The organism is Glutamicibacter sp. NPDC087673 (genome assembly GCF_044743255.1).
Lineage (GTDB): Bacteria > Actinomycetota > Actinomycetes > Actinomycetales > Micrococcaceae > Glutamicibacter.
In genome coordinates this window covers 72,857-86,298 of sequence record NZ_JBIUWB010000004.1, presented here as the reverse complement: position 1 = coordinate 86,298, position 13,442 = coordinate 72,857, and the positions used below count along the sequence as shown (strand labels likewise).

Genomic DNA, 13,442 nt, shown 5'->3' with positions numbered 1-13,442 from the left:
CACAACACGCCGTCAAAAGACGCACATGAGGTGGGCGAGTCCCGTCTTGGCTGAATTCTCGGTGAATTCTCAGTAATTAAATTTAAGGACATCCAATGAGCAATAGCCTACAATCACGAACATTTGTCGAGAATCTTCTCGCGCCGCGGCGCAGTTCAGCCTCCCCATGGCTCACCTGGTACTCCGTCAGCGGGGAACGCATCGAGCTGTCCGGACGGGTATTTGACAATTGGGTCGCGAAAAGCGCCAATCTCTTGGGCGAGGTTTTCGACCTCGATGAAGACTCGATCGTGGTGCTCGATTTGCCGGCGCATTGGAAGTCCCTGGTCGTGGCCCTGGCCGCGCTGCACCATGGCGCCACGCTGGTCGATGCTGGGCATGATGATGCACAGCAGGCATCGGTGTGGGTGACAGCCCAACCGGATGATGAGCGCATCCCCAGCAGCTCTGAAATCCTTGCCGTGAACCCGGCAGCTCTCGCGCTGTCCTTCGGCTCGGATCTCGGCCCTGTCGCAGAAGACTTCAATGCCTCCGTGCGTACCTACGGGGATCAGTTCTATCCCTCGCCAGTAACTGGTGATGCCTCAGCCATCGCAACCAATGGTGACGCCCCGGTCAGCCTTGCTGCGTTATTCGATACCGAAGCTAAGGCGCAAGGAACAATTCTAGTGCGTGCTCAGCAACCCGTGCTCTCCTTGCTGCCCTTCGCCATTGGCCAGTGGGCAGCGGGTGACGGAATTGTGCTAGTAGAAGACGGGATGGAAGTGACCCAGCGCCTGCGCGACGGCGAACGCATTAACTTCGACTACCGACCAGCGGATTAGCGAGCCACCGTCGGTACCGTGCCGGTATCGGCCTGGCCAGCGGAATGCGCTGCGTCAGCGCCGGTATCGGCCTTGTGATTGCCCAGAACTTCGTGGTCGTGGGCGAATTCTTCCTCCGCATCCATCGCGCTGCCGAAGACCCAGAAACGGTAGGCGAAGAAACGGAAGATGGTGCCGAGCACCAAGCCGACTACCGAACCGGCAATGAACACCGAGGTGGGATCGGTCAAGCCCAGCCAGTATTTGGTGACCCATACGCAGGCCGCGGCAATGCCCAAGCCGATGGCATTCATGATGATGAACATCACGAGCTCGCGCACCACATTGGCCTGGCGGCGGTGGCGGAAAGTCCAGTAGCGGTTGGCCACCCAAGAGAACATCGTCGCGACGACGCCAGCAATGATTTTCGCTTTAACCTGGGAATCGCTCATGGAACCGTGCAGGAGCCAGACGTAGATCCCCGAGTCGATGATGAACGCAACGCCACCGACGACGCCGAACTTCGCCACCTCGCGCCACAGCAACGAGATGAGTCCGGCTATTTTGAGTTTGATGCGCTCGAGCAATTGTCCTCCAGGGAATATTGTTCCCGTCTGGCTAGCAGTAACAAGGCGCGCTAAGCACTACGAGAAGCGCGCGATCTTGCTATTTTATCGGCACTTTCTGGAAATTGACCGAATTGTGAGAGTAATCAGACAACGCGCATGCGATTCTCAACGTCGCTTTCGATACCCTTGTAATCGTGAGCTTTCCAAAAATTGGTGTGATTGGTGGCGGGCAGCTAGCCCGAATGATGGCCCCCGAGGCCCTGAACCTAGGTTTCGAACTGCATGTTCTTGCCGAAGGTCCTGATGTTTCGGCTGCGCGAAGCGTTCCCGACGCTCCTGTAGGCGACTACAAAGACCTCGAAACCCTGCGTGAATTCGCCAAGGGCAAGGACGTTGTCACCTTTGACCACGAGCACGTGCCCAACGAATTCTTGACCACCCTGATCAATGAGGGCGTCAACATCCAGCCCCGTCCGGCTGCGCTGATCCATGCCCAGGACAAGCTGGTCATGCGCGAGGCCATCGAACGCCTCGGACTACCGAACCCTGCGTGGGCCAAGGTTGACGATGTCGATGCCCTGATCGCTTTCGGTGAGCAGACCGGCTGGCCCATTGTGCTCAAGACCCCGCGCGGCGGCTACGACGGCAAGGGCGTGCGCATGCTGGACAATGCCCAAGACGCCAAGGATTCCGCCGACTGGTTCGCCCATGGCCCGCTGCTGGCCGAGGACAAGGTCGAGTTCTCCCGCGAACTTTCCGCGTTGGTAGCCCGCACCCCTTCAGGCGAGGCCAAGGCTTGGCCCGTGGTCCACACCATCCAGGTTGATGGAGTCTGCGATGAAGTGATCGCGCCTGCCCAGGATATTGACGAGGCCACCGCGGCCACCGCAGCCGATGCGGCCTTGCGCATCGCCGAAGAATTCGGCGTCACCGGAGTCATGGCCGCAGAGCTCTTTGAAACCCCGGGTTCAGGAGCCGGTTTCGTGATCAACGAATTGGCCATGCGCCCGCACAACACCGGCCACTGGACCATGAACGGTTCGGTCACCAGCCAATTCGAGCAGCACCTGCGTGCGGTTCTGGATCTGCCGCTGGGCGAAACCCGCGAGCTGGGCGTGACTGTGATGAAAAACTATCTCGGCGGCGCCAACCAGGACCTCTACTCGGCTTTCCAAGCCGCCTTGGCCGCCGCGCCAGAAGTCAAAGTCCATGCCTACGGCAAGTCCGTGCGCCCGGGCCGCAAGATCGGCCACGTCAACGTTGTGGCTAACGCCGGGCAAAGCGTAGATGAACTTCGTTCGCAGGCCAATAAGGTTGCCGCGCTCATCCGCGACGGCATCGAAGCCGCCGTCTAGACTTTATTTTGATCAAGAGCCGCTGCCGCGTACCGGGCAGCGGCTCTTACTAGAACACCGCAAGGAAATATCTCATGTCTGAAGCACCACTGGTCGGCCTCGTAATGGGTTCTGATTCCGATTGGCCGGTCATGCGCCTGGCCGCACAGGCACTGGCCGAATTCGGAATCCCTTTTGAAGCGGACGTCGTTTCGGCGCACCGCATGCCAGAAGAAATGATCGATTACGGCAAGAAAGCCCACGAACGCGGACTGCGCGCAATCATCGCCGGCGCAGGCGGTGCAGCGCATCTTCCGGGCATGCTTGCAGCTGTTACACCGCTGCCGGTGATCGGAGTTCCAGTTCCACTGGCTAAACTAGATGGAATGGACTCCCTGCTCTCCATCGTCCAGATGCCTGCAGGAGTCCCCGTAGCAACTGTTTCCATTGGCGGAGCACGCAATGCCGGCCTGCTGGCTGTGCGCATGCTCGCAGCGGGAACCGATGAGCTAGCCGAATCGTTACAGGTAAAGTTGCTTCAGTTTGCAGATTCACTGCGCGAGCAAGCCCATGCCAAGGGTTCGGCTTTGCGCGCTGAAGTTGCCAACGAGAATTTCGCTTCCTAGGGAAAGTCCAAAAGTACATGGGTTCTGCTAGTCACCGCGCACCAAGTCCGTTGCGCCAGCCGGAGACCATCAGCTCTCCGCAGCGCAGCAAGCGGGCTCTGATCCTGGTCCTGCTGACCATCTTCTTCCCCGGCGGCGCTCAGCTGGTCGCGGGAAATCGCAAGCTTGGACGGATCGCAGTGTCCATCACCATGGCCTGCTGGCTGGCCATTCTTGCGCTGGTTGCCCTGTACTTCATTGATCGTTCGATCATTCTCGGCTGGGTTGCCCACCCGAACTTCCAGCTGTTCTTGATCATCGTGCTCGGCACGCTGGCCCTGGGCTGGCTGATCATGTTCATCAACACCTTGGTGATTATCCGGCCTAAGCTGCTGGCCCCTGGCATGCGTGCCATCGTTACCATTTTCACCCTGGCAGCCGTGGTGGCCACCAGCGGTGTCTTCATCTACGGCGCCTCGCTGCTGAATACCGGACGCGAAACCATTGTGGCCGTATTCGATGAAGGACCCGCCTTCGAGCCAGTCGACGGGCGCTACAACATCGCAGTGTTCGGTGCCGACTCCGGTGCCAACCGCGAAGGCGTCCGCACCGACGTTGCGGCTCTGCTTTCTGTTGATGCCAAAACCGGCAAGAGCCTGCTGATCTCGGTGCCGCGCAACTTCCAGAGCGCACGCTTCGCCCCGGGCTCGCCCATGGAGAAGATCTGGCCCGAAGGCTACAACTGCGGCGACGAATGCATCTTCAACGCCATCTACCGCAATGCCGAAACCGAGCACGCGGATGCTTTCCCCGAGACCGTGAAGAACGTCGGCGCGCAAGCTGCCATGGACGCGCTGGAAGGCACCACGGGGCTCCCTGTCCAGGGCTACGTCATGATCAACATGGCCGGGTTCGAGCAGTTTGTCGACGCATTGGGCGGGGTCACCATCGACTCCGGCGGATGGGTTCCCTACAACGGGAAATACCACGAAAACAGCACCGTGCGCACGCACTGGTTCGCACCGGGCACCCACGAATTCACCGGCAAGCAGGCATTGTGGTTTGCTCGCTCACGCGACTTCACCGATGACTACCACCGCATCAAGCGCCAGCAGTGCTTGCAGCAGGGAATCATCAAGCAGTTCAAGCCGCAAACGATCCTGAGCAATTTCACTTCGATCATGTCCGCCGGTGAACAGCTCGTTGAAACCGACATTCCAGCAGGTCAGCTCGGTTCCTTCGTATCCCTGGCCGAGAAGGTCTCCAAGGAGCCAATGGCCCGCTTGACCCTCGGTGCGCCGGACTTCGAACGCAGCTTCTCCACCTACCCCGACTTCGACAAGCTGCAAGAGCGTATCCAGACGTTGATCGCAAAGCAGAACGAGCCGGAGAAGAAGAAGGAAAAGAAGAAGGACAATCCTGAAAAGAGCGAGGACACCTCCAAGTCCTCGGCTCCGGAAGAAACAACCCAGGCTTCCGAAGAAGCGCCGGAAACCACTGACGTGAACAATGCTCCGAAGCTGTCGAAAGAGGACAGCCCGGAATTCACCCAGCCAGATGGCAGCCCGATCACCGAAGAGTACCTGGTGCAATTGGAAATGGCCGGCTACCGCACGTTGATTTCAGAGATCGCGGCCAATAACGACGAATGCTCGGTTCCGTAAACGGTTAAGACCCCCCGACCGCCATGCGACCCAACTACCGCTCCTGAAAGGCTATGGTCAAAAGACGTGTTCGAGTTGAAAAACGCGATTAGGGACTACCACTGGGGATCTGCTTCGCAGATTTCCGATCTGCTCGATCTGCCCGCGGAAACCACCCCGCAGGCCGAGATGTGGCTCGGTGCCCATCCCGGGTGCCCGAGCCGGATCTCCGATAGCGGGACAGCGCTCAATGATTTCATCGCCGAGGATCCAGAGCACATACTGGGTTCAGCAGTCGCCCAGCGCTACGGACGTCTGCCCTACCTGTTCAAGGTGCTCTCGGCGACCCAGCCGCTGTCGATCCAGACTCACCCCACGCTGAAGCAGGCCCAAGAGCGTTTCGCCCAGGAAAACGCGGACGGCAAGCCGTTGGATGCTGCTGACCGCAACTACCGCGATGACAACCACAAGCCGGAGATGCTCTTTGCCCTGACCGACTTCGTGGCGCTATCGGGCTTCCGCCAACCAGCGCAGATTGTTGAAGACCTGCAGATCCTGGCCGCGCAGCTGCCGGACTCGGCGCATGCCCCGATAGGCCAGCTGCTCGACCTGCTGCAGGGCACCGATCCGCTGGCCCGGACTTTCAAGCATGTGCTGACCGCGGGGGACGAAATTTCCCAGCTGGTAGCGCAGATCAGCGAAGCAGTGGCAGGCAGCCCCGAATTGCACGGCAATGCCCATTTCGCCGAGCTAGCCTCGATCAACAAGATCTATCCTGGCGATCCGGGGGTCTTGGTCGCACTGCTGCTGAATTTGATCTTCCTGGAGCCTGGCCAGGCCATCAGCCTGGGCGCCGGCAACGTCCACGCCTACCTGCGCGGTTTGGGAATCGAGGTCATGGCCAATTCGGATAATGTGCTGCGTGGAGGCCTGACCAGCAAGCATATCGATGTTCCCGAACTGCTGGACGTCACCATTGCCGCCCCCTCCCCTGCCCCGATCCTGGAGCCGGTGGCCCTTGATACCCATGACCGCTTGTACAAGCCCGACTTCGAAGAGTTCCAGCTGCAGGTACTCGATCCCATAGAGCCGGGCCTTGCCGCTGATCTGCAGCTGCACGGTGCCGCTGTGCTGCTGTGCACCGCCGGTGAGTTCCTGGTAGCCACGCGTGAAGGCGAACGCAGCATCAGCCGCGGGCAGTCGTTGTTCCTCACCGCGGCCGAACTGCCAGCCACCGCCATCTTGCAGGGCACCGTTCCGGGCCAGCTCTTCGCAGCCAGCGCCCAGATCGACTAGCTGCACTGCACTGAGGCCCTTCGTGGCACTATAGGGGCCAAACGCAAAACTGCGAGCCATGGACTTGAATCAAGTCCATGGCTCGCAGTTTTGCAATCAGATGCGGATTAGCGGGTGTAGGCTTCCCACTTATCCTGGTGGTGCTCACCCTCGACGAAGCGGATGGTGCCGGACTTGGCACGCATGACGATCGACTGGGTGTGGATGCGGTTGTCCTTGTAGCGGACACCGCGCAGCAGGTCGCCATCGGTGATGCCGGTCGCTGCGAAGTAGCAGTTATCCGAGGTCACCAAGTCGTTCGTGGTCAGCACGCGGCCCAATTCGTGGCCGGCGTCGATGGCCTTCTGCTTCTCGTCGTCATCAGTTGGCCACAGGCGGCCCTGGATCACGCCGCCCAGCGCCTTGATAGCGCAGGCGGTCACGATGCCTTCAGGGGTGCCGCCGACACCCATCAGCGCGTCAACGCCGGTGCCTTCGCGGGTTGCGGCGATGGCGCCGGCAACGTCACCGTCCATAATCAGCTTGGTGCGGGCACCAGCCGCGCGGATCTCCTCGATCAGGCCAGCGTGGCGTGGGCGGTCCAGGATGGTCACAGTCACCTGGCTGACCTTCTTGCCCTTGGCCTTGGCGATCAGATGCAGGTTCTGCTTCACTGGCAGGCGGAGGTCAACGAGCTCGGCTGCCTCTGGCCCGGTGACCAGCTTCTCCATGTAGAACACGGCGGAGGGGTCGAACATCGAACCGCGGTCGGCTACGGCCAACACGGACAGGGCGTTGTTCAGGCCCAGCGCGGTCAGACGGGTTCCGTCAATCGGGTCGACTGCGACGTCGCATTCGGCGCCGGTGCCGCTGCCAACCTGTTCTCCGTTGAACAGCATTGGAGCTTCGTCTTTTTCACCTTCGCCAATCACGACAACGCCGTTGAAGTTCACGGTGGACAGCAAGCCGCGCATGGCGTCGACTGCGGCACCGTCTGCGGCATTCTTGTCACCGAATCCGACCCACGGCGAGGAAGCGATGGCTGCCGCTTCGGTTGCACGCACCAGCTCCAGTGCTAGGTTGCGGTCCGGCTCCGCGTCGGAAACCGACAGTCGCGGAGAAAGGTGGGCATAATTGTTCTTTTCGGTCACGAAAGATCCCATCACTGAGTCGTAGTCATTGCGCCTATGCAAACAAGGACATTCTATCCTCTAGAGTTTTCGCTTTACAGTTCGTGTCGGGAGTGCCTGCTCATAGTTCGACGTGCGTTTGGGCACTCTGGTTCGAATTCCACAGAATCTTCGGGGAGAATAGAAGGCGTGCAACCTGAGAAGAACACCGAGAACAGCGTCCCGGCTACCGGCAACACGGCCAACGGTACCCAGACGCCTGCTGCGTCCCCTCGAAGCCTCGACGATCCGAATGCCACCTTCGAGGATCTGCCGTACAAGCCGCAGCTCACCGAGAAGCAGGCCAAGCGCGCGAACCAGACCTTCAAGGGCATGGTGCTGTCCATCGGCTTCACGGTTGCCATACTCATTCCGGTGCTCATGCTCAACCCGCCGCCCAAGGACGACGCGTTTGAAAGCGACGTCAACCTGCAGGCCACCGCGGAACAGACGGAACAGATTTCTGGCTTTGAGATCTTCGCCCCGGAACTGGGCGAGAAGGAATACGCGAACTTCGCTCGCTGGCAGGCTAACACTGCACAGGGTGTTCCCTATTGGGAATGCGGCCTCGTCTTCGAAGACAAGAACTTCGTGTGGGTTCGCCAGGCTGCTGACGCCAACCCGACATGGATTGCCCTGATCACCGATGCGGCGACGCCAACCGAAACTCGCACCATCGGCGGAGCGCAGTGGGAAGTGCGCATCAAGGACCAGAGCACGTACCTGATCTCCGAGTTCAAGGACTCCACCGTCGTACTTTCCAGTGACACCTCGGCCGAACAGCTGAACAGTGTTGCCGAACAGGTCGCTAGCGAGCTGGATTAAGTCACGTTCACGGGAAAAGCCAGTCATATATTCGATATTCGAACAGCATCCCGTAGAATCTGAGTCATGCTCCCTGAATCAACACAACCGACCCTGACGCCTAAAGAGGCTTGGGAAAAGCTCAGCGCCGGCAATTTCCGTTTCGTCAACGAAGATACCCAGCACCCCAACCAGGACAGTGCTCGGCGGCAGAAGTTGATCTCCGGCCAGGAACCTTTCGCTGTCATCTTCGGCTGCTCTGATTCCCGCCTTGCGGCAGAGATCATTTTCGATGTGGGTTTGGGCGACATGTTCGTGGTGCGTACCGCAGGCCATGTCCTGGATCCAGCAAGCCTCGGTTCATTGGAATTCGCCGTTGACGCCCTGAACGTACCGTTGATCGTCATCCTCGGGCATAACTCCTGCGGTGCGATTACCAGCGCCATCCAAGCCAAGGAAACTGGCAACATGCCCAAGGGCTTCGTTCGCGACCTGGTCGAGCACATCACCCCTTCAGTCCATGCCGCCGAACGCAAGGGCATCACCGACGTGAACGGCACCGTTGTCGAGCACGTCAAGCAGACCACCGACCGTCTCGTCGACCTGTCCAGCATCATCGCGCTGGCCATCGAAGAGGGCCGCACCGCGGTCGCCGGCGTTGCCTACCACCTGCACGATGGCCGTGCCCAGCTGGTCTCCAGCCTGGGCCTCGACTAGAAGCTCCAAGCTTCAGGAAAAGCCTTGTAAAACGGCTTTTATTCCCAAATCGGTGAAGCGTCACTGTTGGTTGTGATGTTTACGTCAGAGACCTGTCATTCGATGACGGTTCGGGCGTACTCTGGGCTCATGACTAACAGTGACGATTTCCGTATCGAACATGACACCATGGGCGAAGTCCGAGTTCCGGCTCAGGCCCTGTACCGCGCGCAAACCCAGCGTGCCGTCGATAATTTCCCGATCTCGGGCAAGACCTTGGAATCCTCGCATATCAAGGCCCTGGCCCAGGTCAAGAAGGCCGCCGCACGAGCCAACCTGGCGCTCGGCGTTCTCGACGAAGAACGCGCTGAGGCCATTGTGGCCGCAGCCGATCAGGTCGCTACCGGGCAGTACGACGAGCACTTCCCCATCGACGTATTCCAGACCGGTTCCGGAACCAGCTCGAATATGAACACCAACGAAGTTCTCGCCGAATTGGCCACCCGTGCCTTGAAGGCCCGGGACAGCGGCACCGAGATCCACCCGAACGACCACGTGAACGCCTCGCAATCTTCCAACGACGTCTTCCCGACGTCCGTGCATGTTGCCGCCACCGGAGCTCTGCTCAATGACCTGGTCCCGGCCCTCGGAACCTTGGCTTCCTCGCTGGAGGCGAAGTCCGCCGAGTTCAAGGATGTGGTCAAATCCGGCCGCACCCACCTGATGGATGCCACCCCAGTCACCCTTGGCCAGGAATTTGGCGGCTACGCAGCACAGGTACGCTACGGCATTGAACGCATCGAAGCGGCCCTGCCACGCGTTGCCGAAGTTCCCCTGGGCGGCACCGCGGTAGGCACCGGCATCAACACCCCAGACGGCTTCCCGCAGCAGGTCATCGAGTTCCTGCGCGAAGACACCGGCCTGCCCATCACCGAGGCGCGCAACCATTTCGAAGCACAGGCCAACCGCGACGGACTGGTCGAGGCCTCCGCAGCTTTGCGCACCATCGCTATCTCGCTGATCAAGATCGCCAATGACCTGCGGTGGATGGGCTCCGGCCCCAACACCGGCTTGGGAGAAATTGCGATCCCTGATCTGCAGCCAGGATCCTCCATCATGCCCGGCAAGGTCAACCCGGTCATTTCGGAGGCAACCATCCAGGTAGCAGCCCAGGTCATCGGCAACGACACCGCCATCGCTTGGGCCGGAACCAACGGCGCCTTCGAGCTGAACGTGGGCATCCCGGTCATGGCCTCCAACCTGCTCGAATCCATTCGCCTGCTGTCCAGCACCTCAACGGTGATGGCCGAAAAGATGATCGACGGCATCAAGGCCAATGTGGAACGCGCGCGCTTCCTGGCCGAGGCTTCCCCATCGATTGTCACCCCGCTGAATAAGCTGATCGGCTATGAAAACGCAGCCAAGATCGCCAAGAAGGCTGTCGCCGAGGGGCTGACCGTACGCGAAGCAACCATCGCTTTGGGCTTCGTTGAACGCGGTGAAGTCACTGAGGAACAGCTCGACCAGCTTCTGGATGTTTCCACCATGGTGGGCAAGCACTAATTCCCTGCTGCTCCACCCCTGCTGCTACCGCGGCTCGATGCTCGGCATCGGGTCGCGGTAGCGTACTTTAACCCGGGAAAACAGACTCCTACTTACCGGTAACATCTGCTAGCCTCCACCTATGACCCGCACCACATCTCGCACTTTTAAACGTCTTGGCCTCTGGATTTCCGGCACGCTCGTCGTCCTCTTGGCCGCATTCTTCGCTTTTGCTCCCGGCATCGTGGAAAACACCCGCAATAAGATCGAGGCCACGGGTCTGCCAGCGGTCGGCGACGACGCCTCGGAACTGCATTCGCGCTTGCAGATTGCCGACATGCATGCCGACACCTTGATGTGGGACCGTTCGCTGCTCAAGCGCTCGGACCGCGGCCATGTCGACCTGCCGCGCATGGAAGAAGGCAATGTCGCCCTGCAGGTCTTCTCCTCGGTATCCAAGTCGCCCGTCGGCCAGAATTACGACTCCAATAGCGCCGAATCGGATAACATCACGCTGCTGGGCATTGTCCAGCTGCAACCGCCTCAGACCTGGTTCTCGCTCCTGGAGCGTTCGCGCTACCAGGCCAAGAAACTGCGCGACGACGCCGCCGACTCGCAAGGCACCCTGCGCACCATCACCACCACCGCCGAGCTCGACCAACTGTTCAAGGACCGCAAGAGCGGCCAGCAGGTCACCGGAGGCCTCTTCTCGGTAGAGGGCCTGCATAATCTTGAGGGCGACGTCAGGAACGTGGATGTCCTGTTCAACGATGGCATGCGCATGGCCGGGTTCACGCACTTCTTCGACAACTCGGTGGCCGGCTCCAAACACGGGGTCGAGAAATCAGGGCTCACCGACCTTGGCCGTGCTGCACTCAAGCGCATGGAAGAGCTGGGGGTCATCGTCGACCTGGCGCATTCCAGCGACGCGGCTTTCAATGAAGTCCTCTCCCTGGCTACTGAACCCGTGGCATTCAGCCACGGCGGTGTCCAAGCCACCTGCGATGTGAACCGGAACCTCACTGACGATCAGATCCAGGCCATAGCCGAGACCGGCGGCGTTATCGGAATTGGCTACTGGGACGCTGCGGTCTGCACCCTGGATGTGGATTCGGTGGTGGACGCGATGGAGCACGTCATCAAAGTCGCAGGAATCGAACACGTCGGTTTGGGCAGCGACTTCGACGGAGCAACTACCGTCGCATGGGATGCCAGCCAGATTGCTGTCATCACCCAGGAACTGATGAATCGCGGCTATTCGGATACGGAAATCGCGGCCATCATGGGCGGAAATACGTTGCGCGTATTCCGCGAGGTGCTTCCAGCGAACTAGCTCAGTTCAATCCAATAGCGTCGCAGGTCCTCAGTGGAGCCGAAGCGGGGCCCGATTTCGGCAACCGGAGTGACGCGTTCGAGGACTCCGCCGCAAGCTTCGATGGTTCGCGCCGAAGCAGTATTGGAGTCGTTGCAGGTAAGCAGGACCCGCGGCAGGCCAAGGCTGCGGGCTTGTTCCAGGGATCCGGCGAGCGCGGTTCTGGCCAGGCGATTGCCACGGGCGCTCGGGCGTATGCCATAGCCGATGTGCCCGCCGACTTCGCGAAGGAAATCATTGCCCAGCTCGTGACGCAAGCTGACCGCGCCCAAGTACTCATCGTCGTGCGCTAGCCACAGGGTGCTTTGCGCAACGAAGCCTTCCGGTGGCGTGAAGTGCGGCTTTTCCAGATCCTTGAGCAGCTGGACCCACTGCGCGAAGTCTTCTGCGTTGCGCAGATCCCAACCGTATTTGGCAGCGTAGAAGACCGAGGCCCCGTCCTGCTCCGCCCCCCGCCCATTCGGTTGTGCTCCGCATGAAGGAAGCATGCAGTGCGGCAGAAGGTTCAATCAGTCCATTCCCGGTCATGGAGCAAGTCTAAGCTCATGCCGGTGGCATTCACGCATGCCACAGCGGAGTTGAAGGCAGGAAGCGTCAACTGGCGAAATAGCCACCGGGCCGAGGGTCCATCGCCCATTGCAGCGCCCGTTCGTGCAGCGGCGGGAGTTCTGGCCGGTCAGCCAGTTCGAAGTAACCCACTTCCAAATTCTCGTCATCGTTGACCTTCGCGGTGCCGGAAAGGTGCCGAGCCTTGAAAACTACATCCAGGTACTGCGCGTGATCGCCATTGGGGTACATCGTGGGAGCTGTCACCCCGATCCCCAACAGGTCCGTGATTTCGCATTCGACGCCGGTTTCTTCCAGCACTTCGCGGTGTGCTGTATGCGAAGGCTCTTCGCCTGGATCGATAATTCCTGCCGGCAGGGTCCATTTGCCATTGTCGGCACGTCGCACCAACAGCACCCGGCTGTCGTGGAGGACAACGATTTTCACCCCGGAGAGCCATAGCAGTTCATGACCGATGCGTTCTCGAAGATGGGTTACGAATTCTGGAGTTGCCATGATTTCATCGTGCCATAAGCAGCACTGCTAAAGACCCAATGAGCATGAAGGGGCCGAAAGGGACCGCTGATTTCAGCGTCAATTTCCGCACGGCCACGCCCCCGATAACCCAGCCGGTGGCCAGCAGGAAGGCAAGCAAGGTCGCGAAGAACAAGCTGGACAAGGAATAGTATCCGAGATTCATGCCCAGCACGCCGGCCAGCTTCACATCGCCCATGCCCATTGCCCCAGCGGAAATCAGCGCGAGGAGCAGATAGCCTCCGCCAAGCAGCAGCAACCCCAAAAGGCTCATCAGCAGCCCATGCCCATCAGAACGGAAGATCCCCAGCAGCGCGATCACCACGATGCTGGCCGCCAACCAGTAAGCCAGTAGCCGGTTGGGCAAACGATGCGTCGCCATGTCTTCCTTGGACAGGAGGAACCCGAAACCAAGAAAGCAGGCCAGCTGGAGGAGAACCAGCGCTGCGGTGGCCGGGCTTTCCTGTGCCACGTTCCAAATTTCTGACATGCATAGAGCATAGGCACCTCATCGGATCTTCGGCAGAGGGGTCTTCCTCTTGTGAATAAT

At 60.0% G+C, this 13,442-nt stretch carries 14 protein-coding genes; 9 read left to right on the top strand and 5 right to left on the bottom strand.

Annotation, left to right across the window (positions count from 1 at the left end; all coding sequences use genetic code 11):
- Nucleotides 1-95: 95 nt before the first annotated feature.
- Complete coding sequence (locus ACIOTL_RS10620; RefSeq protein ID WP_400342564.1) at nt 96-824, top strand: TIGR03089 family protein; 729 nt, start codon at nt 96-98, stop codon at nt 822-824.
- Here the strand turns inward: ACIOTL_RS10620 and ACIOTL_RS10615 are convergent.
- On the bottom strand, nt 821-1,390 hold the full coding sequence (locus tag ACIOTL_RS10615) for a GtrA family protein (RefSeq protein WP_105657466.1): 570 nt from the start codon (nt 1,388-1,390) through the stop codon (nt 821-823). The genes ACIOTL_RS10620 and ACIOTL_RS10615 overlap by 4 nt on opposite strands.
- Before the next feature lie 176 nt (nt 1,391-1,566).
- Between ACIOTL_RS10615 and ACIOTL_RS10610 the strand changes: the two genes are divergently transcribed.
- From ACIOTL_RS10610 to manA, 4 genes are all read left to right on the top strand, one after another.
- Entirely contained in the window at nt 1,567-2,727 is a 1,161-nt protein-coding gene (locus tag ACIOTL_RS10610; protein WP_105661717.1) for a 5-(carboxyamino)imidazole ribonucleotide synthase, read from the top strand.
- 74 nt (nt 2,728-2,801) lie between these two features.
- Nucleotides 2,802-3,332 carry a 5-(carboxyamino)imidazole ribonucleotide mutase gene (gene purE / locus ACIOTL_RS10605; protein ID WP_105657464.1) on the top strand — a complete coding sequence of 177 codons (531 nt, stop codon included), beginning with the start codon at nt 2,802-2,804 and terminating at the stop codon, nt 3,330-3,332.
- A gap of 17 nt (nt 3,333-3,349) precedes the next feature.
- On the top strand, nt 3,350-4,975 hold the full coding sequence (locus tag ACIOTL_RS10600) for an LCP family protein (protein ID WP_105661716.1): 1,626 nt from the start codon (nt 3,350-3,352) through the stop codon (nt 4,973-4,975).
- 66 nt (nt 4,976-5,041) lie between these two features.
- Nucleotides 5,042-6,250, top strand: a complete 1,209-nt coding sequence (gene manA, locus ACIOTL_RS10595) for a mannose-6-phosphate isomerase, class I (protein WP_400342562.1) — start codon at nt 5,042-5,044, stop codon at nt 6,248-6,250.
- A gap of 107 nt (nt 6,251-6,357) precedes the next feature.
- Here manA and glpX read toward each other — a convergent pair whose 3' ends face one another.
- Complete coding sequence (glpX, locus tag ACIOTL_RS10590) at nt 6,358-7,392, bottom strand: class II fructose-bisphosphatase (RefSeq protein WP_105657461.1); 1,035 nt, start codon at nt 7,390-7,392, stop codon at nt 6,358-6,360.
- 156 nt (nt 7,393-7,548) lie between these two features.
- On the opposite strand from glpX, the gene ACIOTL_RS10585 reads away from it, so the two are divergent.
- The 4 genes from ACIOTL_RS10585 (at nt 7,549) to ACIOTL_RS10570 (ending at nt 11,773) form a co-directional block, all read left to right on the top strand.
- Complete coding sequence (locus tag ACIOTL_RS10585) at nt 7,549-8,223, top strand: DUF4245 domain-containing protein (protein WP_400342560.1); 675 nt, start codon at nt 7,549-7,551, stop codon at nt 8,221-8,223.
- 66 nt (nt 8,224-8,289) lie between these two features.
- The gene (locus tag ACIOTL_RS10580) at nt 8,290-8,919 is read left to right on the top strand and encodes a carbonic anhydrase (protein ID WP_400342558.1); all 630 of its coding nucleotides are present in this window, start codon (nt 8,290-8,292) and stop codon (nt 8,917-8,919) included.
- Nucleotides 8,920-9,048: 129 nt separating this feature from the next.
- A complete protein-coding gene (locus ACIOTL_RS10575; protein WP_400342557.1) occupies nt 9,049-10,461 on the top strand; it encodes a class II fumarate hydratase in 1,413 nt (470 codons plus the stop codon).
- Between the two features lie 121 nt (nt 10,462-10,582).
- On the top strand, nt 10,583-11,773 hold the full coding sequence (locus ACIOTL_RS10570) for a dipeptidase (RefSeq protein WP_400342556.1): 1,191 nt from the start codon (nt 10,583-10,585) through the stop codon (nt 11,771-11,773).
- Here the strand turns inward: ACIOTL_RS10570 and ACIOTL_RS10565 are convergent.
- From ACIOTL_RS10565 to ACIOTL_RS10555, 3 genes are all read right to left on the bottom strand, one after another.
- Complete coding sequence (locus ACIOTL_RS10565) at nt 11,770-12,300, bottom strand: GNAT family N-acetyltransferase (RefSeq protein ID WP_400342554.1); 531 nt, start codon at nt 12,298-12,300, stop codon at nt 11,770-11,772. The genes ACIOTL_RS10570 and ACIOTL_RS10565 overlap by 4 nt on opposite strands.
- Nucleotides 12,301-12,406: 106 nt before the next feature.
- Nucleotides 12,407-12,874, bottom strand: coding sequence for an NUDIX hydrolase (locus ACIOTL_RS10560; protein ID WP_400342552.1), 468 nt, complete (start codon nt 12,872-12,874; stop codon nt 12,407-12,409).
- Between the two features lie 4 nt (nt 12,875-12,878).
- A complete protein-coding gene (locus tag ACIOTL_RS10555; RefSeq protein ID WP_400342550.1) occupies nt 12,879-13,382 on the bottom strand; it encodes a prepilin peptidase in 504 nt (167 codons plus the stop codon).
- Nucleotides 13,383-13,442: the final 60 nt, after the last annotated feature.